The organism is Stenotrophomonas sp. 364 (assembly GCF_009832905.1).
Taxonomy (GTDB): domain Bacteria; phylum Pseudomonadota; class Gammaproteobacteria; order Xanthomonadales; family Xanthomonadaceae; genus Stenotrophomonas; species Stenotrophomonas maltophilia_AP.
Genome location: NZ_CP047135.1, coordinates 2,169,425 through 2,195,313, shown reverse-complemented (window position 1 = coordinate 2,195,313; position 25,889 = coordinate 2,169,425). Strand labels below are relative to the sequence as shown.

Below are 25,889 nucleotides of genomic sequence, written 5' to 3'. Positions count from 1 at the left end.
CAGCGACGTTTTTCCAAGAGGGTTAAACCCCCCTGAACCGCCGGGAGCGATCCCGGCACCCAATCTCACGGAAGACCGGAACTTAGGAGACCAGATATGCAGCACGCTTTCCTCTCTATCGACACCATCAAGGGCGAGTCCCACGACGACAAGCACAAGGATTGGATTGAAATCCAGTCCTTCTCGCAGGATCTGCTGCAGCCGCGTTCGGCCACCGCGTCGACCTCGGGTGGCACCACCGCAGCTCGTGTGAATCTGTCGCCGATCGAAATCACCAAGACGATCGATCTCGCCACCACTGCCCTGAACCAGGCGGCCAGCAATGGCACCACCTTCCCGAAGGCTCGCATTGAATTCATGCGCGCTGACAAGGACGGCAACGCGATCAATTACTACACGGTCGAGCTGCTGAACGTCCTGGTTCACCGCGTCACCACCACGGTTGATTCCGAGGGGATGCCGCAGGAAGTGATTCAGTTGAGCTTTGGTGCGATCAAGTGGACCTACCAGCAGCAGAAGCCGGAAGGCGGCGTTGGTGGCAAGGCCGTGGCGCAGTGGAGTGCAACCAAGAACATTCCGAACTACGCCGTTTGATGTAGTGTCGCTGCGATGGCGCCTTGTGCGCCATCGCAGTCTGAAATCACCTGGCAGTACATCGGGAGTGGCCAGGAACGGCCGCAGCGCGTGTTGCCCCTCTGCATGATGCAGGGACGCAGACAGACCGGAATGACCAATGAAGGGACTCGAACCCAGCTTGCTCGAGAAACTGTTTGACGATGCCCCCAAGTCCAATGGGGGAGGGCATGTGTTCAAGTCCATATCGCTGGACCAGTACAAGGAATCAATCGCCCGCGACCTGGAAGGCCTGCTCAATTCCCGAGCAGCGTTCCAGGAAGAAGACATGGCCGAATTCCCGAACTGCAAACAATCGCTGCTCACCTACGGCCTGGCGGATTTTTCCGCGATGAGCCTGGCCAACGCCTATGACCGTGCCGCCATCTGTCGCTCGCTGGAGCAGGCCGTGGCCCGGCATGAGCGCCGTTTGAAGAACGTGGGCGTCAGCCTGGAGGTTGGCTCGCAGTTCGGGGGCGGCCTGCACTTCACCATCAGCGCATTGCTCGACCTCGAGCCGGCCCGCGAGCCGGTCAGTTTCGATGCGATGCTGCAGCCGTCGACCCTGCAGTACCAGGTCAGCCGCACGCGTCGCCAGCAGGCGACCAGCTGACATGCAGGATCTGCTGCCCTATTACGAACGCGAGCTGGCTTACCTGCGCCGCTATGGCCGCGAGTTCGCCGACCGCTACCCCAAGATTGCCGGCCGCCTGCAGCTCAATGCTGAAGGCAGCCAGGACCCGCACGTCGAGCGCCTGATCGAAGCCTTCGCGCTGCTCAGCGCACGCGTTTCCAAGCGCATCGAAGACGATTACCCCGAATTCACCGACGCCCTGCTGGACGTCCTGTATCCGCACTACCTGCGGCCGTTCCCGTCGTGCTCGATCGCCCATTTCGACATGGACGGGGTGTCGTCCAAGTTAAGCGCGCCGATCACCGTGGCGCGCGGCACGGCCCTGCAGTCGCGCCCGGTGCGCGGCGTGTCCTGCCGCTTCCGCACCGCCTTCGACGTGGTTCTGGCACCGATCGCGGTGCAGTCGGCGGTGTACCGGGGCGTGGCCGAAGCGCCGATGGCCACCAGCCTGCCGGCCGGCAGCGGCGCGCAGGTGTCGCTCAGTTTCCGCCTGGTGTCCGACCAGGCCAGCTTCGACACGCTGGGCACCGACGCCCTGCGCCTGTTCCTGGACGGTGAGCCCTCGCTGCGCGCGTCGCTGCGCGATGCGCTGGCGCTCGGGGTCAAGGTGGCCTACGTGGAGGCCGACAACAGCGGCCGCTGGCGCCGCCTGGACGAGGTGCCGCTGCGCCAGGTCGGCTTCAGCGAGAACGAATCGCTGGTCGACTTCCCCGCGCGCTCGCACCCGGCCTATCGCCTGCTGACCGAGCTGTTTGCCTACCCGGAAAAGTTCGGCTTCGTCGACCTGCTGCTCAAGCCGGTTACCGCCGGAGCCAGCCGCAGCTTCACCCTGCACCTGATCCTGCAGGCCAGCGCCCCCGAGCGTGGCAACCAGCTGGTCCTGGAAGACCTGAGCGCCAGCAACGTCCGCCTGGGCTGCACGCCGATCGTCAACCTGTTCACCCAGCCCGGCGAGCCGATCCGCGTGACCCATCGTACGGTCAGCTACGCGGTGCTGGCCGATGCGCGGCGTGCGTTTGCCTATGAGGTGCATTCGATCGACTCGGTCCATCGCATCCGGCAGACGCCGCAAGGCGAGGTTATCCAGGCCTTCCGTCCATTCTATTCCCTGCACCATGGCGAAGATCCGGACCGCACGGGGCAGTACTGGGTGTCGCGCCGCGACGAGGACATCGCGCGGCAGAGCCCGGGCTTTGAAACCGAGATCAGCTTCGTCGACCTGGCCTTCAACCCGACCCTGCCGCAGACCGATACGGTCAGCCTGGAGCTGACCTGCAGCAACCGGGACCTGCCCAGCCACCTTGCCCATGGCGTGGCCGGCGGCGATCTTACCCTGGAAGGCGGTACGCCCGCGCGGGCGATCAGCCTGCTGCGTAAACCGACCCGGCCGTTGCGTTTCCGCCAGGGCAAGAACGCCCAATGGCGGCTGATTTCGCACCTGTCGTTGAACCAGTTGTCGCTGACCGGCAGCGGGCTGACCGCGCTGAAGGAGATGCTGCGGCTGTACGACCTGTCCGGCAACAACGTGTCGGCCCGGCAGATCGACGGCATCCTGGCATTGGAGCAGCACCCGGTGACCAGCTGGATGTCCGGCAAGCAGTTTGCTTCGGTCGTACGCGGGCTGGAGATCCGCCTGACCATCAACGAGAATCATTTCGTGGGCGCCGGCATTGCCGCGTTCGCCCAGGTCATGGATCACTTCTTTGCACTGTACGTGCATGCCAACAGTTTCACCCGGCTGGTGCTGGTGTCCAGCGACAGCGGTGAGGAGATCGTCCGATGCCCGGCGCGAAGCGGCGAATCGATCCTGGCGTAGCCCAGCAACTGCTCGCCGAACCGCACCGCTTCGAGTTCTTCCAGGCGGCGCGGTTGTTGGAGCAGGTGTTCCAGCGCCAGGGCGTGAAGGCAGGCCAGGCCGTGCCCATGCGGGTGCGGTTCCGCAACCCGTTGTCGCTGGGTTTCCCGGCCACCGAGTTGAGCTCGGAATGCGTGGCGTACTCGCTCAAGGGCGACAAGCTGGAAGACGCCGCGGCGATCGACCACGCGCTCGAGCACGAGACCCTGGCCGAGGTGCACCTGACCCCGCACTTCATGGGCTTGCTGGGCACCTCCGGCGCGTTGCCGCTGCACTACACCGAAACCCTGCAGATCCGCGAGCTGTACGACCGCGACCGCACCGCACGCGCGTTCCTGGACATCTTCTCCACGCGTGCGGTGTCGCTGCATTACGCGGCCTGGAAGAAGCACCGGTTGGCCCTGCAGTATGAGATCGACCGGCGCGAGCGCTTCCTGCCGCTGATCATGTCGCTGTTCGGCATGGGCATGAACGAACTGCGCGACCGCCTGGTGGATGGGCACGGCGACGTGTTCGACCAGGCGTTTGCCTATTACGCAGGGGCCGTGCGGCAACGCCCGGTGTCGGCGGCGCTGATGCAGCGGGTGCTGGCGGACTACTTCCTGGTGCCGTTGGCGCTGGAGCAGTTCGTGGGCGCCTGGTACCGGGTGCCGGCCGGACAGTCCACGCGCCTGGGCCAGGCCAACGCCACGCTCGGCGCCAGTGCGCTGGCCGGCGACCGGGTCTGGCAACGCGACCTGCGCATGCGCCTGAGCATCGGCCCGCTGCGACGGGAGCAGTTCGATGATTTCCTGCCCGGCGGCAGCGCCGAGCAGGCGCTGGCCAAGTGGCTGTCGCTGCTGACCGGCGGCACGCTGGAATACGAAGTGCGGTTGGTGCTGCGCCAGGAAGACGTGCGCGGCGCCGGGCTGGGTGCCGGCGTCGGCGCGCGGCTGGGCTGGGACAGTTACATGTGCTCGCGCGCCGCCGACGGCCCGCGGTCGGACACCACCTACGGCATCCATACACTGCAATGAACAGGTCGGGGCAGGGCTGACCGGCCGCTGCCCTTCATCAACAGGTTTCAGCAAGGAGCGCGTTTTCCCGCATGAGCATCAATCTCAAGACCCTGATCAGCAAGCTGGACGACACCTGCCGTCTGGCCGCCGAGCGTGCCGCCAACCTGTGCATGTCGCGCGGCAACTACGAGGTTGATCTGGAGCATCTGTTCCTGGCGCTGCTGGAGCAGCCGCACAGCGATTTCGTGTTGATCGCCCGCCGCTGCGGCATCTCGCCGGATGCGCTGGAACGCGACCTCTCCGACGAAATCAGCCAGTTCAAGACCGGCAACAGCCGCACGCCGGTGTTTTCCCAGCACATTCCCAAGCTGTTCGAGCACGCCTGGCTGATCGCCTCGCTCGATTCGGAAACCAGCCGCATCCGCAGCGGCCACCTGCTGCTGGCGCTGATGACCGAGCCGGAGCTGTCGCAGCTGGCCTACCGCGGCTCCAAGCTGTTCGTGCGCTTCAAGCTGGACGAGCTCAAGCACGATTTCGCCAAGCTCACCGAGGGCTCGCAGGAAGCCACCCAGACCGTGCGCAACGCCGATGCGGGCGCAGGCGAGGGCGACCTCGGTGGCGAGACCGCCGCGGCCGTGGACGGCGGCAAGGGCGGGCTGTCCAAGACGCCGGCGCTGGACCAGTTCACGACCAACCTGACCGAGCGTGCCCGCGAAGGTCGCATCGATCCGGTGATCGGCCGTGACGGCGAGATCCGCCAGGTGATCGACATCCTGATGCGACGCCGCCAGAACAACCCGATCCTCACCGGTGAGGCCGGCGTGGGCAAGACCGCCGTGGTGGAAGGGCTGGCCCGCCGCATCGCCGACAAGGATGTGCCCGACGTGCTGCTGGGCGTGGAGCTGCACACCCTGGACATGGGTCTGCTGCAGGCCGGTGCCAGCGTCAAGGGCGAGTTCGAGAACCGCCTCAAGAACGTGATCGACGAGGTCAAGAAGAGCCCGCATCCGATCATCCTGTTCATCGACGAAGCCCACACCATGATCGGTGCCGGTGGCACCGCGGGTCAGAACGACGCGGCCAACCTGCTCAAACCGGCCCTGGCCCGTGGCGAGCTGCGCACCATTGCGGCCACCACCTGGAGCGAATACAAAAAGTACTTCGAAAAGGACGCCGCGTTGGCGCGTCGCTTCCAGGTAGTCAAGGTGGAAGAACCCACCGAAGCCCTGGCCGCCGCGATGCTGCGCGGCATGGTCGGCCTGATGGAAGCGCACTTCAACATCCGCGTGATGGATGAAGCCGTTACCGAAGCAGTGCGCCTGTCGCACCGTTACATCAGCGGTCGCCAGCTGCCTGACAAGGCCGTCAGCGTGCTCGACACCGCGTGCGCGAAGGTGGCACTGGGCCAGAGCGCCACCCCGGCGATCATCGAAGACACCCGCAAGCACCTCGATCGCCTAGATGCCGAACTGGCCGCGCTGCAGCGCGAAACCGCCGGCGGCGCCAACCACCATGCCGAGCGTCTGGCCGAACTGCAGCAGCTGCAGGCCGATGCCCGGGCCGTGCTGGCCACCAATGAAGAGCGCCTCTCGCTGGAGCGTGCCCTGGCCGACCAGATCCGCCAGCTGCGCCAGCAGATGGAGAATGGCGGCGCCGAGGCGGCTGGCAGTGAGGCAACTCCGGCTGACGCCGGCGCCGCCGGGAAGCCTGCGGCGCGCGGCAAGAAGGCCGCCGCCGCCGCAGTGTCGCCGCAGCAGGCCGAGCTGGACCGCCTGCTGGCCGAACTGCGCCAGCTGCAGGGCGACACCCCGATGGTGCCGCTGCAGGTGGATGGCGGCGTGGTGGCCGAAATCGTCTCGGCCTGGACCGGCGTCCCGCTGGGCCGGATGGTCAAGGACGAGATCCGCACGGTGCGCACCTTGGGCACCCTGCTGGTCGACCGCGTGATCGGGCAGGACCATGCGCTGGAGGCCATCGCCCAGCGCGTGCGCACCGCCACGGCCAAGCTGGAAGACCCGAACAAGCCGCGCGGTGTGTTCATGTTCGTCGGCCCGTCCGGCGTGGGCAAGACCGAGACCGCGCTGGCGCTGGCCGACATCCTGTACGGCGGCGAGCGCAAGCTGATCACCATCAACATGAGCGAGTACCAGGAAGCGCACAGCGTTTCCGGCCTCAAGGGCTCGCCCCCGGGTTACGTGGGCTACGGCGAAGGTGGCGTGCTGACCGAAGCGGTCCGCCGCAACCCCTACAGCGTGGTCCTGCTGGATGAAGTGGAAAAGGCCCATCCGGACGTGCTGGAGATGTTCTTCCAGGTGTTCGACAAGGGCCAGATGGACGACGCCGAAGGTCGCGAGATCGACTTCCGCAATACGCTGATCATCCTGACCTCCAACATCGGCTCCTCGCAGATCATGCAGGCCTGCCTGAACAAGCCGGCCGAGGAGATCCCCACTGCCGAAGCACTGGGTGAAGCCCTGCGCCCGGTGTTGATGAAGAGTTTCAAGCCCGCGTTCCTGGGCCGCATGAAAGTCGTGCCGTACTTCCCGATCAACGACGACGTGCTGGCCCAGATCATCGCGCTCAAGCTCGGCCGCATCCGCGACCGAGTGGCGGGTAACCACAAGGCCACGTTCTTGTGGGACGACAGCCTGGTCGAGGCCGTGCTGTCGCGTTGCACCGAGGTGGATTCGGGTGCACGCAATGTTGATCACATCCTCAACGGTACGCTGCTGCCGGAGGTCGCGGAAAGCGTCCTGGCGGCCATGGCCGAGGGGAACCGGATCAACACCATCAAGGTGACCGCAGGGAAGAACGGCGCCTTCAAATACAAGCTGTCCTGATTGTCGACTGGAAGGAGATACGAATATGGATTTCTACGGATTCAACCGCGCCAAGGCCATTGCCAACTGTGGCAGCCTGGAACTGGGCCTGGCCCGCGACACCAACAACGTGCGCGCCTGGAACCGCCTGCGCCCGGAGCACATCGTCGAGCTGCTGCACGGTGCCGCCGCCGACGCCCGCCAGGATGCCCGCAACCTGGCCGCACAGATCAGCCGTGGTGCCTGGCGCATCCAGAACCACGCGCCGGCGCAGGGCAAGGCCAACCAGCTGGTCAGCAATGCCCGTGAAGTCTCGGTCACCGCTGGCGGCCGCGACTACCGCCTGCTGCTGAACGAAGGTGCCAAGCTGCAGCTGGAACGTATTACGCAGTCGGCCTGATAGAGGCCGCCCGGAGCGTCTGCTGCACAGGAGTGTGGCAGGCGCTGAGGGGTGACATATCGCCTTTAAAGTGTGATTTGGCTTGCAAAATGTGACGCATGTGGCGCGATGCTCGCCCGGGTTCCAGCTCGGGCGAACCGCGTGGTGCTTGCGCTGATTTATGCTGACGATGGATCGTCCCAGTCGAATTCACTGGGCTAATGAATGCGGGGAAGCATCATGGATTCCGTAACCAAGATACTCGCCGCGCTTGCGGCACCCGGGCAGGCACAGCGCCTGCTGCAGCTGCGCACCTCGCTGGGGAGCGACGTGCTGGTGGCCGAGTCGCTCAATGGCGCCGAGCAGATCGACGGCATCGGATTCGTGTTCGATGTCATTGCGTTGTCGGCCGATGCCAACCTGTCGCTGGACGGCCTGCTGGGGCAGCCGGCATTGCTGCAGATGCAGGCCATCGGCAACGCCCGCCCGTTCCATGGCCGGATCACCGCCGCCGAGCGGATCGGGAGCAACGGCGGCCTGGCGCGGTATCGCCTGCGCCTGCAGCCGTGGCTGGCCTTCCTGGGCCAGCGCGTGGACAGCTATGTATTCCATGACGCCAGCGTGGTCGACATCGTCGAGAACGTGTTTGCCGACTACAGCGGCCTGGTACCGGCATGGCGCTGGGACCTGACCGATCGCAGCCTCTACGCCAGGCGCAGCCTGACCACGCAGTACCAGGAAACCGACCTGGCCTTCGTGCAGCGTCTGCTGGCCGAGGAGGGCATTTATTACTGGTTCGAGCATGCCGCAGACCCGGGCAGCGACTCGTTTGGTGCGCACACGCTGGTGCTGGCCGACAACCACCATGGCGCCAAGGATCTCGGCGCGGTGCGCTTCCACCGTGGCGATGTGACCGAGCGCGATGACAGCGTGCAGCAGTGGTCGACCGCGCGCCGCTGGCTCACCACCAAGGTCTCCCGGCATACCTGGGATCACCGCACGTTGGAACTGCGGCAGGCCAGCGCGGAAGCGCAGGCCGCGCACGAGGCGACCGGCGAAGATGCCGACACCTGCGGCCCGTACGGCTGGCAGGACAACGCGCGTGGCCAGCGCCGCGCGCAGCAGCACCTGGATGCGTTGCGTGTGCGCGCGCACACGATTGAAGGGCAGGGCAAATGGCGGCAGCTCACGCCCGGGGCGCAGTTCCAGCTGGGGCAGCATCCGGGCGTGGACGCGGGCACCGCCTTCCTGTGCCTGTCGGTGCAGCACCAGGCGCGCAACAATTTCGAGGCCGATGTGTTCGACGCGCTGGAGCAGCAGCTAGGGCCGGCCGCGCAGGCGCCGCTCAGCCTGCCGGGCGCATTGACGGGCTTGTCCGTGGCCACCACTGCGCCGGACCTCACCACCACCTTCTACGACAACCGCTTCGTCGCCATCCCGGCCGACGTGGTGTACCGCCCGCAGACCGAGGACGGCCACGGCACCCGCCTGCATCCGCGCCCGTCGATCACCGGCACGCTCAGCGCCATCGTGGTCACCGACGGTGAGCCGCTGCAGTCCGACCGCGACCACCGCATCAAAGTGCAGTTCCCGTGGCAGCGCGGCGGCAGCTCCAGCACCGGTTTGGCCCATCCCGGCGGCGACGACAACGCCCCGGCCAACGGTGGAGCGTGGACCTGGGTGCGGGTGATGACCCCTTGGGCCGGTGACAACTGGGGCGGCGTGGTGCTGCCCCGTCGCGGCCAGGAAGTCCTGGTGGCCTTCCTCGAGGGCGACATCGACCGCCCGGTCGTGGTCGGCGCGGTCTACAACGGCCGCGGCCAGACCGACGCCGCCCATAACCAGGTCGCCAGCGGCGGTGCCAACGCGACCGGCAATGCGCCGGCGTGGTTCGACGGCAATGAACACGCTGCGGTCTACACCGGTTTCAAGAGCCAGGCGCTGGCCGACAGCCAGGGCGGGCAGGGCGGTTACCAGCACATGCGCCTGGATGACACGCCCGGCCAGGGCCGCGCGCAGCTTTCCACCACCCAACACGCCACCACGCTGACCCTGGGCCACCTGAAGGGCGGCGAAGACAACGTGCGCGAGACCGAGCGTGGCTTCGGCGCCGAGCTTTCCACGCAGGCCTTTGGGTCACTGCGTGGAGGCAAAGGCCTACTGCTGAGCACCGAGCCGGGCGAACCCCAGCTGGCCGCCAACCAGGCACTGACCCAACTGCAGGAAAGTGCCGAGCTGCTGCAATCGCTCAACGAATCGGCAGTGAACCAGCAGGCGCAACTGCCCGAGGAGCCGACCACGCTCCAGGCCCACGACGCCCTGGAACAGCTGCAGGAAAGCCTGCGCGCCACCCAGAGCGGCAGCGCGGCGGGCAGCATCAGCGGCGGCGACGGCGATGCCCCGGGCTGGGACAAGCCGGTGCTGATGGGCAGCGGCGTGGCCGGTGTGATGAGCCTGACCCCGGCCGACCAGGTCTGGGTAAGTGGTACGCACACCACGCTGGCTTCGGGCGTGGCGTTGAACTGGCTCAGCCAGGGCTCGATCACGATGGCGGTGGCCGGCGGGCTGGTGCTGTACACGGCCGGTGCCGAGCCGAAGCCCGAAAGCCCGAATCAGGAACGCGGCATCGCGCTGCACGCCGCGCAGGGTAAGGTGAGTGCACGCGCGCACAAGAACCAGGCGATCCTGGCAGCCAAGACCAACGTGAAGATCACCAGTACCCAGGCCGATGTGCAGCTCTCGGCGCCGAGCAAGCATCTGCTGGCGACGGCGGCCGGCGCTTACATCCGGATCGAGGGCGACAATATCGAGCTGGGCGCGCCCGGGAAGGTGGAGTTCAAGGGCACGCAGCGGGAGTGGACGGGCGCCAAGGCGTTGAAGCTTGCGGCGCCCACCTTGCCTTCCGGAAGCCACGGGCCGTGCCAGTTCCGCGTGAGAGCAGCCGAGCAGAGTGGTGCGGCTGTTGTGCCGCTGGGGAGCTGATGCATGGAGTTCAGCCACCGCTTCTTCATGTCCCAAGATTTCGCGTTGATTAATCCGATGCAGATCGATGCTGACATCGTAGCGCTTTGGCCAAGTGAGCCGATTGTTCCGGATGCACTGAAGGGACAAGAAAAGCACATGCCGCGGCTGATCGCGTTGGCCGAACTGGACGAGGATGATCGTCTGTATCGGTTGGATCAGACCATGAACTATGGGAGCGCGCGCAACAAAGCCCCCTTCTGCGGCTTGCTGCGGAGCCAGGCGTCGCCCAGCCGGGTAGCCAGGCATGTGCAGAGCGCGATGGTGCAGAAGATCGGCGGCGAAGCGATGTGGCTGCGTCTGCACGATCCGCGGGTGTGGCTCAACCTTCGCTGGATTCTGCAACCTCTCCAGATCGACGTCCTGTTGGGCCCAATCAGCCACTGGTCCTGGCCGGTGCCTGGCAGTGAGCGCTGGACGGCCAGTACAAGTGAGCGAGCGGCCGCGCAACGGCTTGACCTGGATATCGAGCAGATGCGGGCGTTGTCCATGACGGGGTCGGTCAATCGCGTCTTTGCCAGGCTGGCGCGCGACGGCTCCCCGGTGCAGGACACCGACGCATCAAGAAGGGCCGCGTTCAACGAGATGATGAGGGCCCAGGCACTTGGCTTGAGCACCGATGAAGATGTGGAGTTCTTCGCCTTCCTCTCGCTTGTCAGATCTCCCCAGGTGCATGACCAGCCTGCGGAGCGAAGGATGATCGATCTGGCTGTCGCGGGGGAGTGCGGGTACTTGTCGGCATGGATGGACGAGTACAGCCAATTAATGGAATTGAATGCAGAGGAGTTGGACGAACGTGGCAACAACTGACACCAAACAGCCGGGTGGCCTTGGGGCCTGCGATCCGAGCAAGAAATGCCAGATGTGCGACCAGCGCGGTCTGCCCATTCTTCCCCTGCGTTACTCGCTTGCGCGTACCGATGTGCGGGCAGGATTCACCATGCCGCCGCTGGAAGGAAAATTCGGCGCGGGCGTCAAGGACATCGTCTTGCCGGGTGCGCGTGCTCAATACACCCTGCGACTGGCACGGCAGGGCTATCTTTACGTATTCAACGAGGCCCGCGGCGAATGGAAGGGGTACTTCGTCACGGAGGATGCCTACCTGCTTGAGTTTGATGTGCACGCCGATGCGCCGCCGATGGAGGAGTTCGCGCCCAGCTGTGCGCGCATGGCGACTTCGCAGCTGGCGCGGTTCGTCACCATCCCTGACCCGTCGAGGGCTGGCAAGGTTTGGTTTGGTTACAGTGAGGCACCTTGGGCACCGGAGGTACTGAAGCGTAATCGGCTGTCCTCCGAGCGGAAGAAGCACATGCGCTCGGTTGATGTGAAAGCATGGGTTGGCGGCGCACGCTTCGATCACACCGGAGAAGTGAGCGAGGCCAAGCGTCTGGTCAGTGAGTTCGCCTATGAGGAGCCGGCCGCGAAGCCTCGAGACCCGAGCCAGCCAGCGTCGCAGATGGTGCTTGACCCAGCGACAGGAAAGATGATCAAGCAGGTCAATCTCGAGGGGGTGACGATCGCCGGCAACCCTGCGTTTGACTTCACCACCTTCCCATTCCGCCGTTGCAAACAGCAGGTTGTTGGCATGGAGGAGTGGGTCAGGAAGGCGTCTCCGGAGGTGCCGGCAATGATGCTGGCCTTGAACGATCCCGCCGGTCTTACGCAGGACGTGTCGGCCTTGATGCGGGAGTTGGTGCGAGACTTTGAGGTCAGTGATGACCGCGATTGGAAGCTCGCCGCAGCCACGGGCATTAAAGGCCTTCGAAAAGCCATCGAAGACCAGGCGGCAGCAAAGGAGCTGCGGGATCGAAGGTCATCAGCAGTCACTGGCAAGGCGTCAGCTGAACTCTATGCCGCTGGCGTCATCAAGATGCCCGACTCCCTGACGGCCGAACAGGATCGAAAGGCCCGGGACTCGGCGTGGGGCCGATACAGCGACGACTACTCGGAGGCGAAAGTCACCAAGTTCGAAGCCGATCTTGAAAGGGATACGAAAGCGTTCACCGCAAGCCATCTAACACCTCTTGCCACTGCGTTCGTGCGTTGGTACCAGTCAGACCTCCTGCGGGACTGGCTGGTCTGCAATCACCACGAGAGATTGGACGCGGGCGGTGGTGCCTTTACTGTCATCGTCCAGCGTTGCGTGGAAGGTGTGTCCGCGCATGACGAAATTGCAGTTGCGCTACTCAAAGATCTCAATGGTCGTTTTGACGAGAAGCGCAATATCACAATGCGTGCGTTGGTGCTCAATGATAGTGAAGTCGCAAAGTATCTTGAACAAGGCGCAGGTCCTAGTCTGGATCTGGCAAAGAATGCAGGTGCCTGGAGTAATATTCTCAAAGCATTTGCCTATGTCGACGAGAAAAAGAAAAACCCTCGAACGCCCGCATCTGAGTGGACAACTCCCACTGGCATTGCGGCCAATTTCATGCACGAGACGGCCGGCGCTATAATTACTGCGCTATCGAAAGCAGGTCAAAGCGTCAAGAAGGGTGCGGCGAGTGTGGCGTTGAGCGTAGCCGTCAGATACAGAATGATGGCGCTGATGGGAGCTGTTTCCGGCCGCCAGATTACCCGCCTTCCAATTCGTGCCTCCGAGGCAGAGTTGGCGCACTTTATTGTCGAAGCGCTTAGTTCTGGGCAGTCGACCGCAGAGAAGGCGCGCGTTCGTCAGCGTGTTGATGCCCACCTCCAGCAGGAGCTTTCAGAGCGGTCCGGCGCAAGGACGGCAACTGGACAGCGCAATGCTCGCAATCGGCAGGTGTTTCAGTGGGCTGTCTACTGGGATGATGACGCGATGCGTGCTCTTCGCAACACGAACATCGCCAATCTCGATGGCGTCCTGCTAAGTGAGGAGCAGTTGCGAGGAGTCGTCCGCAGTCGCGCGGCGTCGTTTGCGAGCATGAACATACGAGCCGATGTGGGCTTTGGGGTTGTTGGGCTTCTGCTTGATACGTGGAATGCTGCTGATGCGTTCTCGAAACTGGATGATGAGAAGCAGGGTAGTCAGTGGCGGCGCGGCATCGCGTTGAGTGGTGCGTTGCTGGGACTGACGGGTACCAGTGTCGAGCTGACAGCAATCGCGCTTGAACGAACCGCCTACGGACAGGTTGCGAGGGCCGTGCGCATTGCGTCAGTGGACTTGACGACAACGTCGATGGTGATCGGGTGGCTGGGCAAGATGGTTGGTACGCTCGGGGCAATATTTGGCGCCGTCGTGGACGGCTGGAAGGCTTACGACGCGGCCAAGAGCGGTGACATTCCCATGGCAATCCTGTTCGGGGCAACTGCCTTGGGTGGGACCATCGTGGCACTCTGCGTATTGTTCGGTACGATTACCGCAGGCGTGGGCTTCGTCATAATGATAATTCTTGCAATCATAGGGTTTGTTGGTGAATACCTTATCAATTTAATTCGCGACGACAAGATAGAAGTCTGGATCAACATGACGCCATTCGGTGCGCACAATCACGGCCAGTTTGAATCCATGGAGGATCAGGAAAAGGCTTATGTCGCATTGCAGTCAAATTAGGAAGATTAATGAGTAGCATGTCTGGTTGGCTGATAAAGCCCTTCAAGTTGAATAGGCCCGTCTCGCATGCCGAGATGAGTGCCAATCTTTGTGTTGATGGATTGCCGAACGTTGATCCATTGAACAAGGGCGCTATCCATCTCGATGGCACGTGCTTGGAGTATCACGACCGATACTTCTTGTTTCGAGGCTGGGGGGTGCTAGGAGGTGGGTTCTTCGCGCTGTTCGCCGTGGCGCTTGCCGCCGCTGTGTCGTATGGTTTTCTCCAGAGCTCAAAGGGGCAGGTTGGGCCAGTATTCTGGGGCATTGCGATCATGGTGCTGATGTGTGGGTTGCCTGCCCTGTATGCACTGAAGGCGTTCTTCTTCAAGGACGCTTTCCGCTATACGCACTATCCGATTCGATTCAATCGGGACAATCGGATGGTCTACGTCTTCACCGGTGGGGCGCGACAGACGTTGAAGGTGCCATTCGATGATGCCTTTTTCTTCATCAATGAAGATGCAGGTGCGGGTGGGAACACTGTGCCGGTGTACGACCTGCGGATGCACGTGCTCCAGGATGAGAAGATTATTCACACTGTATCCATCGGATCTGATAGTGGTGGAAGTCCCGGCATCATTCTTGCGCATTGGGAGATGATCCGGCGATTCATGGATCAGGGTCTGGACGCACTGCCATTCCCTCCGCTGGGTATCTTTGCGTCCTCGCGCGTGTCTTTGAAGAATTCTTTCATTATTCCTTTTGCCGTGTTCAATGGACCACTTCGCTGGATCCTGTCCCCTTTTCTCATCTTGATTGGTATAACAAAATATATTGCCCTGGGTACCAGCAAGCGCCCGGTCTGGCCGAAGGCAGTTGACGCCGAGTGCAGGCCTGCTAATGGTGGGCGGGTCTTTAAGGAACCCGTCATGTATGGCGATCTTCCGGGCGGGCAGGCGGGCGAGGCTGCATTCATGGACTACTGGAAGAAGGCGGAGGCACGGGCAAGGCTGGTGGACAAGGAGTTGAGTTCGATGTTCCCTCTGCCCACGCGCCTTTAACCGGCGCCTGTATCGGCGACGTATTCTCGAGCCAATTGGTGGGGTTCGAATGGCTCGCCCCCAGTGGCATCGGAAACCGACGACGCACGGAATAGGCGATGGGGCGTGTGATTGCCATTGCGATGATCAGGCCGACATTCCGTGTTCAAGCAAGTGGATATTCTGTCGCAATACAAACCCAGCGATGTGGGTGATAGCTATCCACTGACCCACTCCCTGCCATGATCGACCATGTCATACAGACCTAGCGGGTTGGGTGGAAACGCGCCGAGTGAGCTTACGTAAGTACGCTGACCATGCTTGCTCGCGAACGCATTGTACTGGGCGATGCTGGATACGTTGCGGCCGTTGTCCAGCTCGCCATTGTCGGTAGCGTAGACGCGCATCTTTCCACCTGCCCGGGCTGCGTATTCCCACTGGGCCTCGGTTCGGCAGTGTCATGGGGATGTCGATCTGTTTGCCGATCCACTCACAATACGCCACCGCCTGCGTCCAGCTGACGCCGGCGGCGATGTCCGGAAGATGGCGGTAGCTCTGGTCGACCTTGGATTGTGCCACTCGGGGCTGACCAACCGCATCGGAGTACGTATCAAAATCGGCATACGTCACCTTCCAGGCCTGCATCCGGAACCCATCAAGCTCAACCGTGCGCAGTACATCATCATCGAAGGCGCCGGTATAGGGCAGCTTTTCCTCGTTGTGCACAGGGCCGAAGTCGCCCATCAGGAATGAGCCGCCGGGAACGTCCACCAGCTGTTTCCTGGTCTTGGCCTTCAGGGCATCGATAGCCGCAGCCGAACCAACTGGACCCCTCGAAGCCTGCATTCCATCGTCCGCATGGCAAGCTGCCGTCCCCAGCATCAGCATCAATGTCAGTGGGGCCAACAGCAAGGAGCGATTCAAGGGCATGCGAAATTCCATTGACCGGGTAAAGTCTAATGGTAGCAACTGGCATGGAGCGGCCCTTCCTTCGGACCGTCCGCGTAGTGAATACGGTGGGCGGCGGCCAGATCTACCCGTTCGTGCCGACCAGATCCGGTTGGATGCATTGCATTGAGCATCTGGACCTTTCCAAGTCTCGCACCGCAATGGCTTGGTAAGCGACCGTGGTCGCCGCTGGTAGGCGCGGGCAGTGTGCTCAGCACTGCTTTGGCAATGCCGTGGCAGATGCCGGAATCGCGGGCCGCCCGGATTTCACTGGGGCCGTATGGCGAGAGCATTTGGTGCGGCGACTGAAGCGCTTTGACGCACTGCAGGCCGCGCCACGCTACGATGTCCCGCGCGTAGGCATGCGGCTGCGGTCGCGCCTGCGCGCAGATGCATCCCGGCTGCGCTTGCCATCGGAACGGTGCTCTGGGTGAGCGTGTTCGGGTCGCTGGCCGATGCCGCGCTTGGCTGAAAGCTCGCCGGAAAGCGGAGATAATGAGTTGATATCGCACAATGGAATGAGTGATCTTGGAATCGGACGAGCAAGCCGGAGCATTTCCGGATGATTTGAACCCGCCAAACGGACAGGCCGTGGGCCTGCTGCCCGCGGCTAGCGTGCAGAGCAGTCATCGCGCTAATACGGGGGGCGGGGTAGTGCGTGTTTACCCGGACGGCCTGGCGTTCGTGGATCAGCTGGGCGCCATGCGGGGCTACCTGAGCTCTTTCGGCCTATTGGCCCTTCCGCTGGCGATCGCGATGCTCATCATGGGGATCAGCAACGGCTGGTGGCTGCCCTTGATCATGGTCGTGATCTTGCTATGGCTGGCGTTGCTGTTCATCCAGGTGGACTGGGTGGGGTTCCGCTACGAGCCGGTGCTGCTCAACCGTGCCTTGGGAAAGGTGTATGTGTTCAAGGCCATGGGTCTGCCATGGTGGCAGTGGGGATGGAAGTTGTGGGGTAATAGCCGATACGAGATAGACACGTACGACTGGTCATGCGTCCGCGCGGAGGTCGTGGAGTTCACCATTTTCACCGGTCAGATTTCACGACGGGAGTCTGGCCTGGTGTTTGCGATTACCGACGTACCGGGTGGGCGTGACGTGGTGCAGCGCTTTGGGGTGGGTCCCAGCTTCGGCTACGGCGATCTTGAATCCCCGGTTCAGCGCTGGGAGCATATTCGACGCTTCATGCGTTATGAGGGGGCTGCCTGGACGCTGATGGACAGCCTTTATGAGGACTGGGGCGTCGCGTTCTGGCCCTCGTTCTGGTTGCTTCAACCCCTGTTCGACGATCGCGCAGTCGCGTGGCGGCGAAAAGGAATTCTGGCCTGGATGGCTGGCGTGGGCATGTTGTTCTTCCTGCCGTTCACCGCCTACATGGGGCTGGTACGCTATCTCAGCTACCGCCTGAAACGGGAACCCGTGTGGGGCAGGGACATTCTTGCCAGTCTCGGTGGCCCCGCGCTGACCCATGAACAGTTGAGCGCTTTGGCCCTGACAGATGCAAAGGGGAAGCCGAGCAAGGGATCCAAGCATCGGCGGCGCCGCCAAAAAAGCCATTTAATGCTGGAGCGTGAGCGATGTACACCGGCTGGTTGAGGAAGTTCAAGGTAGACAGGCTGCTCGAGCCGCAAGAGCGCTATGAGGCACTGCCGCGGAATCGCAGTGAGCGTAGCAACGAACACCACTGTGTGATCCGCCTGAATTCCACCTGCATGGACGTCGTTGATCGTCGATACCGGCTGCGCGGCATGGTGGCAACAACGGTGGGGACACTGGTGTGCACCATGATGGCGTTGTTCGGCATATGGCTGCTGGCGATGTGGGTTCCGAACGCGCGACCGGACGGCCAGATCGACGGGTGGCTGGTCGCGATCATACTGACGCTGTTCATTGGCCAGTTTCCCGTCATGTGGCGTTACACGTTTGGGCGTGATTTCTTCACCTACAAGTACTACCCGATTCGCTTCAATCGGCGCACCCGGATGGTGCACGCCTACACCGACGCCGGCCCATCCGGCGTCATCAGCGTTCCGTGGGACCACGCGTACTTCCATCTGGGACACGGTGAGGGCGAGACGTTCCTGCGGGATATTCGCTGCCACGTCATGGACGGGGAGATGGTCCGGAAAACGTTCGCCGTCGGCCACTATTTCGACGATCCCGCCACGATCCGCGAGATATGGGAGTTCATCCGGCGCTACATGGATGAAGGCCCGGAGCACGTGTTTGACGTGCCTGCGTCGGCGCAGTTGCACCTGTCCGTGGCGGATACCTGGAAGAACTGCTACCTCACGGTGATCATCAGCCTGGGTGAGGGGTTGCTTCCCTATCGCGCGGTGCTGATGCCGTTGTTGGTGCCGTTGGCAGCTTGCCGCTGGTTGGTGTTGAAGAGCAGCAAAGCGCCTCAATGGCCGGCGTACGTGGTGGCAGAATCCAGCGTCGACGTAGCCGATCCGCACCAGTTGCCAGAGCCGGCGTATGTCGGACAGTTCCATGAGTTCACGGCATCTGATGGCTGTGCACGCCTAGAGAGGTAAGGGGCGATATGAAGAAGGCAGTGCGTGATCTCGTCCTCGGGATGAAAGAGCTTCCTGAGAAGGGAGGGTATTGGGGACTTCTGCTCAATACGAAGACTAGCTCCGTAGGTCTGGAGCCAGCTTCGGCGAAGGCATTTCAGTCTGTGAATGATAGGTACATTCTGTTTACTCCAAATCTTCAAGCATCGAATAGAGGTTTTGGCTTAGTGTTTGGCTCAGTAATTGGATTTGCCATTCTAAGCATGCTTGGTTCCGCTTTGATCCTGGATAGCCTGTACAATGACTCAGGGTTTGTTGTTGAGCAGCTGTTTGCATTGATCATAATCGCATTTCTAGGGTCTGGCTTCTTCGGCTGGGCGTATATCTCCCTTCGCAGCAAGGTGTCGCCCCCTGTCGTACTCAGTAAGAAGTTTCGTCGTTTTTATTACTGGATGAATAGAAAGGACGGGTGGATTTCCCTGCCCTACGATGATGTTCAGCCGGTAAGCATGATTGCCAGGATGTATAGCACGGCAGGTGGATCGACAGCATACGTGTTGGCGATTGTCGACCTCGTGCCGGGTAGTCGCCGTATTCGCTGGTACCTGCCGCTTTCACAGCCGCAGCGTAGTATCGAGACGCCGGAACGAATTTGGGAGTTCATCCGTTGCTACATGGACCGCACGCCAGAGGAGCTTCCGCCCGTTGAGGCGCTGCCTGCAATAGACGATCCGAAGGCGGATCTGGCGCGCATGGACCGCTTTCTCTTTGGCAGTTTGGTTGATGAGAACCACCGTGTGGTTCCCGGAATATTCTCGAGGCTCTATGTTGGCTTTGTCGGGGGCACCATGTATTGGTTCGAGCGCGCTGGACTATGGATATCCCGTACGGCGCCTCGACCTCAGTGGCCCGAAGAGATTGCGGAAGAAATGGCGCTGCCCGTTGATTCCAGCGCCTACAAGATTCGTGCACCAACACCGGCACAACGCCTGGCCAACGAGAACGCGCTGCCGCACATGCGACGGCGTTGGATGGTGCTCGGTGGCATCTCCACGATATTTGTCCTAACGATGTTTGCAGTTCTAGGTGTCCCGCCGTGGCTCTAGGGTTCAGGCGATGACTGCTCACGGGCGACATGGCGCGCGCGCGCATAGGCTGGGCTCTACGCAGCCAGCGCCGGTGGCGCCTGGTTGATGCGGGTCGTGACGGACAATGCGCACTCCAGTGTAAGGATAGCGGGCACTCACGAAAGTTCCTGGGTAATTTTGGGCGGCGGTCGCTGACTCTCCTCCCGAGTGTGCGGCCAGAGAACCGCTGTGCATAGCGCTGCGCAGAGAGAGGGGCGGCAAGGGGACTTGAGGGATTGAAATGGATTACGCGGGTATCGATGCACGAAATCTCAGGTTCCCGGTCAATCGCCCCTTGACCGAGGCAGAGAGGATGGCGCAGTTGGATCCGACCCGATCTACGGGTGTCGCACCTCGGATCGGGTTGTCCTTTGTCAAATTCAACTCGACCCGCATTGAGCTCGTGGACCGTTGGTATCCGGTCAAGGGATTCAATGTCTGGCTGTCTGTCATGGAGGCGCTCGCACTGCGCGGGTACAGCCTTCGTACGGCAACACGTCGTTAGCCGCCAGGCCTAGGGCTGGCGGCTCCAGCGTCGCCGTCTCCAGGGAATCAGCGGAGCCCGACCAACAGGAAACCAGACAGCGCGAAGAGCATGGCGAGCAGGACGGGGCTGATGGCCAGCAGTCGCTTCAGCGGTGATTGCCACCCGGCGAATCGGCCCAGATAGCGGTAAACCGCTCGCACAAAGCCATAGCAGATCGCCATGACCAGCACGAAGTACACGATGTAAGTCCAGGTCCAGTTCACTCGATGCATCCAGCTTCAGAGGGCGGCTAGAGTAAGCCGGACCGGTGCGAGCGTCGAGTGGTCATGCAGGCCAAATGCGGGTGTTCCAGTCGCGTGGTCGCCTCAGCCAAATACCGCGTGCAGCATTTGCCGTGCCACCACTGACCATGCGGCAACGCTGATCAGCGTGCACGCCCCGCAGACAATGGCAACGATGAGGGCGGCTTTTCGCCTGCCGCGCAGCTCGCCCGCCGACGCTGGCGTAATGGCGTACGGCGACGCCCCACTGGCTTGTTGGCCAGCCGACACCCCCGCAAGCGATGCCGGCAGCGGCACCCGGGGCCTGAAGCGTGCGTACGCCATCCGGAATACCTGGTCTGGCCAGAACGCGACCCAGACCAGTACCGCCAGGAGATGCTCCCCACTCCAGAAGGGCTGCCAGTTGTGATCCCGCAACCCTTGGATGAACCCATGTGCGTCGCCACCCCCGGACAAGGGGCCAAATTCCAGCAGCGCTGACGTCCATGATCGCGGATTCACCACCGTCTGCATGGGGAGCGCTGCAGGCGCCTCATCCATGTAGCGGCGGATCAGCTCCCAGCTCTGCTGGCATGCCTCACGCCCCGGCATGGGTGCCTCCACAACGAAGCGCGCGCGCCAGGTCTGCGGGTCGTTCTTGAGGTACTCCACCAGTTCCAGCGCCACAAAGGGGCGTGAACCCAGTTGAGGCGGGCCGAAGCCAATTCGCACGTTCGGACGGACGTTGTCCCAATCAAGAACGAACGCCGTCTTGTTGGTGTAGTGGAAGATCTTGCGCTGCTTCCTGAGAAAGTAGACGTCGCTGTGCTTGCTTCCAAAGCTGATGCGCCAGGCGAAGTAGGCGCCCGTAGCGCCACCGACGGCCAACAGTGCAGCCAGCGATACACTCAGTGCGCGCATGCCGAAACTGTCCATCGGGTCGCTCAGCACCGAAACACCTGCGCCGATGCCCCCCAGTGAGATGATCACGCCTGCAATGGCGAAGAAGGGCATGATCGATTCGATGACCGCCGCTGCGCCATCGTCGGACCACACCATCATTTCCTCATCCAGGCGGATGATGTCCCGCACGCTGCCGGGCTCGGCGTTGCTGCGCAGCGGCAGCTCCCCTTCATGGATCTCCGATGGCGGTAGTTCACTCACGGATGGGGTCTCATTGGGCGCCATGCATGGCATCGGCCGGATTATGTCTCACGTGCGGTTTCCGTCAATGGCAGGGCGGGGCGCGATGTCATCCGGTGATTCTCTCGTCTGGAGATGGGGTTCGCAGGCATCATGTAGGCTTGAGCATCTGTCCCGGGCTTTTGCGCCGGCAACCAAACAAAGGAGTGCGCATGGGCAGTTTCTCCGGCTGGTTGATCAACCCCTACAAACTCGGGCGGGAGCTATTGCCAAAAGAACGCAAGGCGGATCTGCGTGCCGAGGGTCTTCCGCGGCTGGATCCCCTTAACAAGGGCGCGATCCATCTGGATGCGACCCGGCTGGAGTACCTTGATCGGTTCTTCCTGCTCCGCGGCTGGGCGCTGCTGGGCGGTGGCTTCCTCGCGCTGTTCTGTGTGACGCTGGGAGCGCTGGGAATCTATGGTTTCCTGCAGAGCTCACATGGCGAGGTAGAGCCGGTGTTCTGGGGAATCGTGATAGTGGCGCTTATGTTCGGACTGCCGTCGTTGGTGGTACTCAAGCTTTTCGTGCTCAAGGATGTCTTCCGCTATACCCACTATCCCGTGCGGTTCAACCGTGCCAACAGAACCGTGTACGTGTTTACCGGCGGTGCCAAGGGGTATGTGGAGGTGCCGTTCGACGAGGCCTTCTTCTTCATCCACGAGGACGGCAGCAGCGCAGCCAACAACGCACGGTCCTACGACCTGCGGATGCACATCCTCCGCGACGGAAGGGTGATCCACACGGTGGCCATCGGCTCCGATGGCGGTGGTAGCCCGGGCATCGTGCTGGCGCATTGGGAGATGATCCGACGCTTCATGGATGAGGGCATTGCTGCTTTGCCATTTCCGCCGCTGGGCATCTTTGCTTCCTCGCGTGTGTCAGTGAAAAACGCGCTGGTCGTCCCCTTCGCTGCGCTGCCCGGGGTGCTGAGCTGGATCCTGTCGCCCTTCCTCATCGTGATTGGCCTCTGCCGCTACATTGCGCTGGCCACCAGCCGCCGTCCGATCTGGCCGAGCTCGGTCGACGCCGCGTGTGCGCCTCCTTCGACATCACCGGTCTTCCGTGAGCCGGCGGTCTACGGGGGGCTGCCGGGGGGCGAGAAGGGTGAGGCCGCGTTCATGGCGTACTGGGGGGATGCGGAAGCGAAGGCCCGGCAACACGACCAGGCCCTGTCCAGTTTGTTCCGTTGACGCGCGGCTTTTCTGGCCGACAGGATAGGCTTGGCCGTCGGGGGATAGGCGGCCGCAAAGGAGATGCGACGATGTACACCGGCTGGATGAGAGCGTTCAAGGTGGATCGTGAAATGGATCCGCGAGAGCGTTATGCAACGCTGTCGCGCTCTCATGCGGGCCGGAGCAGGCAGCGTCTGTGCTTGATCCGCTTGAATTCGACCTACATGGACATGATCGACCGTCGCTTCAGGCTGCGCGGCATGGTGCTCACGACCACCGTTCTGCTGATCAACGCGGGCCTGGCAGCCTGGGGCCTGCGCAGGTGGTCGAACCGGGTGCCCGAGGTGCTTGGTGGTCCGTCAGGCGATGCACCGGCCTACGTGTTGTTCGCCCTGCTTCTGCTGGTGCAGTTCGCGCTGCTGTACTGGCTCATTCTCCGCCGTGACTTCTTCACCTATAAGTACTACCCGATCCGCTTCAACCGGCGCACCCGCATGGTGCACGCCTACACGGATGGCGGGCCGGACGCGGTCATCAGCGTGCCTTGGGAGGAGGCGCATTTCCATGTGGGGGAGGGCAAGGGCGAGCGGTACCTGCGCGATATCCGCTGCCACGTGCTGGACGGCGAGATCATCCGGCACACCTTCGCGGTGGGCCACTACTTCCATGACGAAGACAAGATCCGGGAGGTCTGGGAATTCATCCGGCGCTACATGGATGAAGGCCCGGCGTCCGTGCTCGACGCGCCAGCGAAGCCCCAGGTGGACCTGTCGGTTGCCGATACCTGGAAGAACTGCCATGCCACCGTCGTGATCAGCCTGGGGCAAGCACTGTTGCCCCTGCGTGGCCTGTTGATGCCGGTGCTGTTGCCGCTGGTGGCCTGCCGCTGGCTGGTGCTGAAGAGCAGTCGGCAGCCGGTGTGGCCGCAGCGGATCCTGGACGAATCGGTCATTGATGCCGAAGATCCGCACCGATGGCCGGAACCGCAGTACATCGGTCAGTTCGACGAGAAGGCGGACGGTCGCGCGTCCTGAGTGCACGCGGCTTCAGTAGCAGGATCAAGCGCTGCGGCCACCGCCGCAGCGCGACCTCACATCGCCGGGCAGGCCGGGTCTTTACCCGCGGCCGCGGCGCAGATCTTCTTGCGGCAGTTCAGGCCGGCCGTCGTGGTGGCGCTGCCGCAGCTGCGCAGCTTGGCCTGAATATTCGACTTGGTGGACGCGGTGGCATTGCGGCCGCTGATGTTGTCGAACACATTGTCGGCATCGGCGGCCTGCTGGCGTTCCTCGGCCTGGATCTGCGCAATCAGCGCGTCCATGGAATCCGGGGCGGCCTTGGCTTTCGACTTGGGCTTGGCCTTTTCGTCTTCCTTGATGATGCCCATCAGCGTCCCAAGCAGGTTCTCGTCCCCCTTGGGCTTGTCGCGCGCGGTGCGTGCAGCCGCAGTGCCAGCGGCCGGTTTGCGCGCGGCCGCTGCAGTTGCAGCAGCAGGCGCAGTCGCAACCGCTGCAGTGGCGGCCGCAGCGTGCGCACCCGGTGTGGGTTCTGCCGCAGCGCCGATACCTTCCAGGGGATCTGCCGCAGGCGCCGTGCCGTTGGCATCCACAGGTGCATCGACAATGGTGGCGCCGCCGGGCGTGGACGCTGCCTCCGGGGTCGACGTCGGATGGACGCTGGCTTCGGGTGGCAACGAGTAGCCCATCGGCTCTTCGCCGCTGTCGGCAGACAGGCGCCATGCCGCGAACGCGCCCAGCACGACAACTGCCGTTGCCAGCAGTGCCAGCCACAGCCATCGACGTGATCGGGTGCCTGGGGCTGCGGCGGCGCGTGCAGCGCCGGCGACCGGACGTCCTTCCATGTCTGCCAGGATGCGGCCCGTTGCCGGTGCCGCGTTCTTCGTCTGCGCTCCCCCTGAGAGCAGACTTGGTCGATTTATTCCGCCATTATTCAAGTGCATCCAGCCCTTGTTGGGTCGGCATCTGCCGAAAGCGAACCGCCCCATTCTAGTGACTGGGGCAGGACCGTCAACAACGAACAATACATGGAGGATCGGTGGTCGTCATTATCGGGGGAGCGGTGCTGCTGGTGCTGGTCACGGCCGCGGTCGGTTGGGTGCTGATGTTTCCAGAGTCTTTCGAACGCATCCAGGCCGCGCTGGGGCGCGTGTTCGGGCGGATGGGGAACGCTGCCGGTCGTGCGGGGCGGCGGGTCTCGCAGCGCACCGATCGCCTGCAGGGCGGGGTGCGTGAAGAGCTGGGTGCGGCGCAGGGCGCGCTGCGCCGGCATTGGATGGTGCTGGCCGCGGCCGGCTTCCTGTTGCTGGTGCCGCCGGCGGTGATTCTGCTGACGCGGCAGAACGTGGTGCTCGACGAGTTCCGAGGGGATGACCTGTCCGAGTCGGGCTCGATGGTCGCCCAGCTCCTCCGCGGTGAGCGCCTGACCCCGCCGGCGCCGCCGCCGCCGGAAGTCTTCACAACCGAAGAAATCCGCAAGACGCGACCCGAAATTGTGACGGCTGACAGAAAATGGGGTCAGATTGACCCGGATCTGCAGCAACGCGTACTGGCCATCTATGAAGTCATGCGCCGACAATATGGCTATGAGATGGTGCTGGTGGAGGGCTATCGGAGCCCCGAACGCCAGGCCGAGCTGATGAGTGGCGGCAAGGCCACGCGCGCCGGTGCCTGGCAGAGCTGCCATCAGTACGGGCTGGGGGTGGACAGTGCGCCGATTCGTGACGGCAAGCTGCAATGGGACATGGGCGACCCGTGGACCCGGCGCGGCTACTTCCTGTACGGCGAACTGGCCGAGCAGGCGGGGCTGGAGTGGGGCGGCAACTGGCGCAGCATCAAGGACTACGTGCACGTGGAGATGGCGCAGCAGTGCCGTGCGGCGCGCGCGGCGAAGAAAGCTGAATTGGCAAAAGGATGATACTTTCACCAGTCAGCTGATATCGTTGGCAGACGATCCGGATCAGCCCAGTGTAGCGGGGGCGATGGAGTCGCCGGATGCGGAAGCAATCAAGGAGCATGATTGATGTCACGACCATTCGTAGTTGTCGGGGATAAATTGAGTCACGGCGGTAGCGTGGTCACCGGATCGGGACAGACCGATATCGGTGGCAAGCCCGTGGCCCGCATCGGTGACAAGGCCGTGTGCGTGGCCCATGGGCCGACCACGATCGTCAGTGGCGATGCCACCGTGGTGGTCGACGGCAACCCGGTGGCGCGTGATGGGGACCGCACAGCGTGCGGCGCCACCTTGATCGCGTCACAGGGCACGACCGGCATCGGTTGACGGACAGCGCAGGTTTGAATCA

General features: G+C 62.9%; 21 protein-coding genes and 1 pseudogene. 17 read left to right on the top strand and 5 right to left on the bottom strand.

From position 1 onward, the window contains the following. Positions 1–96: 96 nt before the first annotated feature. From GQ674_RS10015 to GQ674_RS09970, 10 genes are all read left to right on the top strand, one after another. The gene (locus tag GQ674_RS10015) at positions 97–594 is read left to right on the top strand and encodes a type VI secretion system tube protein Hcp (protein WP_038687991.1); all 498 of its coding nucleotides are present in this window, start codon (positions 97–99) and stop codon (positions 592–594) included. Positions 595–733: 139 nt separating this feature from the next. Beyond that, positions 734–1,225: a type VI secretion system baseplate subunit TssE gene (gene tssE, locus GQ674_RS10010; protein WP_159496951.1), complete on the top strand. Its 492-nt coding sequence runs from the start codon at positions 734–736 to the stop codon at positions 1,223–1,225. A 1-nt stretch (position 1,226) separates the two neighbouring features. After that, positions 1,227–3,062, top strand: coding sequence for a type VI secretion system baseplate subunit TssF (gene tssF / locus GQ674_RS10005; RefSeq protein WP_159496950.1), 1,836 nt, complete (start codon positions 1,227–1,229; stop codon positions 3,060–3,062). Further along, on the top strand, positions 3,026–4,117 hold the full coding sequence (gene tssG / locus GQ674_RS10000; protein ID WP_159496949.1) for a type VI secretion system baseplate subunit TssG: 1,092 nt from the start codon (positions 3,026–3,028) through the stop codon (positions 4,115–4,117). Before tssF ends, tssG begins: the two co-directional genes overlap by 37 nt. A gap of 71 nt (positions 4,118–4,188) precedes the next feature. Then, on the top strand, positions 4,189–6,939 hold the full coding sequence (tssH, locus tag GQ674_RS09995) for a type VI secretion system ATPase TssH (RefSeq protein WP_159496948.1): 2,751 nt from the start codon (positions 4,189–4,191) through the stop codon (positions 6,937–6,939). Positions 6,940–6,964: 25 nt separating this feature from the next. Beyond that, the gene (locus GQ674_RS09990) at positions 6,965–7,318 is read left to right on the top strand and encodes a hypothetical protein (RefSeq protein ID WP_159496947.1); all 354 of its coding nucleotides are present in this window, start codon (positions 6,965–6,967) and stop codon (positions 7,316–7,318) included. Between the two features lie 219 nt (positions 7,319–7,537). Next, on the top strand, positions 7,538–10,279 hold the full coding sequence (locus GQ674_RS09985) for a type VI secretion system Vgr family protein (RefSeq protein WP_159496946.1): 2,742 nt from the start codon (positions 7,538–7,540) through the stop codon (positions 10,277–10,279). Between the two features lie 3 nt (positions 10,280–10,282). Continuing rightward, positions 10,283–11,128 (top strand): DUF4123 domain-containing protein, encoded by an 846-nt coding sequence (locus GQ674_RS09980; RefSeq protein ID WP_159496945.1) that lies wholly within the window; start codon positions 10,283–10,285, stop codon positions 11,126–11,128. Further along, positions 11,115–13,850, top strand: a complete 2,736-nt coding sequence (locus GQ674_RS09975) for a T6SS effector BTH_I2691 family protein (protein WP_159496944.1) — start codon at positions 11,115–11,117, stop codon at positions 13,848–13,850. Before GQ674_RS09980 ends, GQ674_RS09975 begins: the two co-directional genes overlap by 14 nt. Before the next feature lie 74 nt (positions 13,851–13,924). After that, positions 13,925–14,893 carry a DUF6708 domain-containing protein gene (locus tag GQ674_RS09970; protein ID WP_159496943.1) on the top strand — a complete coding sequence of 323 codons (969 nt, stop codon included), beginning with the start codon at positions 13,925–13,927 and terminating at the stop codon, positions 14,891–14,893. Positions 14,894–15,090: 197 nt separating this feature from the next. Here GQ674_RS09970 and GQ674_RS21730 read toward each other — a convergent pair whose 3' ends face one another. Beyond that, on the bottom strand, positions 15,091–15,279 hold the full coding sequence (locus GQ674_RS21730) for an SUMF1/EgtB/PvdO family nonheme iron enzyme (RefSeq protein ID WP_268893885.1): 189 nt from the start codon (positions 15,277–15,279) through the stop codon (positions 15,091–15,093). Between the two features lie 109 nt (positions 15,280–15,388). Beyond that, positions 15,389–15,616, bottom strand: a pseudogene (locus GQ674_RS21725) (sulfatase modifying factor 1); the annotation flags it as partial. 732 nt (positions 15,617–16,348) lie between these two features. Here GQ674_RS21725 and GQ674_RS09960 point away from each other — a divergent pair. The 3 genes from GQ674_RS09960 to GQ674_RS09950 are packed head-to-tail and all read left to right on the top strand — an operon-like array spanning position 16,349 to position 19,445. Beyond that, positions 16,349–17,419, top strand: coding sequence for a DUF6708 domain-containing protein (locus GQ674_RS09960; protein WP_159496942.1), 1,071 nt, complete (start codon positions 16,349–16,351; stop codon positions 17,417–17,419). Further along, the gene (locus GQ674_RS09955; RefSeq protein WP_159496941.1) at positions 17,401–18,360 is read left to right on the top strand and encodes a DUF6708 domain-containing protein; all 960 of its coding nucleotides are present in this window, start codon (positions 17,401–17,403) and stop codon (positions 18,358–18,360) included. Before GQ674_RS09960 ends, GQ674_RS09955 begins: the two co-directional genes overlap by 19 nt. An 8-nt stretch (positions 18,361–18,368) precedes the next feature. Further along, positions 18,369–19,445 carry a DUF6708 domain-containing protein gene (locus GQ674_RS09950; protein WP_159496940.1) on the top strand — a complete coding sequence of 359 codons (1,077 nt, stop codon included), beginning with the start codon at positions 18,369–18,371 and terminating at the stop codon, positions 19,443–19,445. 573 nt (positions 19,446–20,018) lie between these two features. Here the strand turns inward: GQ674_RS09950 and GQ674_RS09945 are convergent. Together GQ674_RS09945 and GQ674_RS09940 are read right to left on the bottom strand one after the other, a co-directional pair. Next, positions 20,019–20,216, bottom strand: coding sequence for a hypothetical protein (locus GQ674_RS09945; protein WP_159496939.1), 198 nt, complete (start codon positions 20,214–20,216; stop codon positions 20,019–20,021). Positions 20,217–20,318: 102 nt separating this feature from the next. Next, positions 20,319–21,377, bottom strand: a complete 1,059-nt coding sequence (locus tag GQ674_RS09940) for a hypothetical protein (protein WP_159496938.1) — start codon at positions 21,375–21,377, stop codon at positions 20,319–20,321. A gap of 191 nt (positions 21,378–21,568) precedes the next feature. Between GQ674_RS09940 and GQ674_RS09935 the strand changes: the two genes are divergently transcribed. Together GQ674_RS09935 and GQ674_RS09930 are read left to right on the top strand one after the other, a co-directional pair. Next, positions 21,569–22,588 carry a DUF6708 domain-containing protein gene (locus tag GQ674_RS09935; RefSeq protein ID WP_159496937.1) on the top strand — a complete coding sequence of 340 codons (1,020 nt, stop codon included), beginning with the start codon at positions 21,569–21,571 and terminating at the stop codon, positions 22,586–22,588. A 71-nt stretch (positions 22,589–22,659) separates the two neighbouring features. Next, positions 22,660–23,604, top strand: coding sequence for a DUF6708 domain-containing protein (locus tag GQ674_RS09930; RefSeq protein WP_159496936.1), 945 nt, complete (start codon positions 22,660–22,662; stop codon positions 23,602–23,604). Between the two features lie 56 nt (positions 23,605–23,660). Here GQ674_RS09930 and GQ674_RS09925 read toward each other — a convergent pair whose 3' ends face one another. Beyond that, positions 23,661–24,572, bottom strand: a complete 912-nt coding sequence (locus GQ674_RS09925; protein WP_159496935.1) for a hypothetical protein — start codon at positions 24,570–24,572, stop codon at positions 23,661–23,663. Between the two features lie 50 nt (positions 24,573–24,622). Here GQ674_RS09925 and GQ674_RS09920 point away from each other — a divergent pair, with 50 nt between their 5' ends. Both GQ674_RS09920 and GQ674_RS09915 read left to right on the top strand, forming a co-directional pair. Beyond that, positions 24,623–25,501 carry a M15 family metallopeptidase gene (locus GQ674_RS09920; protein ID WP_159496934.1) on the top strand — a complete coding sequence of 293 codons (879 nt, stop codon included), beginning with the start codon at positions 24,623–24,625 and terminating at the stop codon, positions 25,499–25,501. A gap of 105 nt (positions 25,502–25,606) precedes the next feature. Further along, positions 25,607–25,867: a PAAR domain-containing protein gene (locus tag GQ674_RS09915; protein ID WP_128097823.1), complete on the top strand. Its 261-nt coding sequence runs from the start codon at positions 25,607–25,609 to the stop codon at positions 25,865–25,867. Positions 25,868–25,889: the final 22 nt, after the last annotated feature.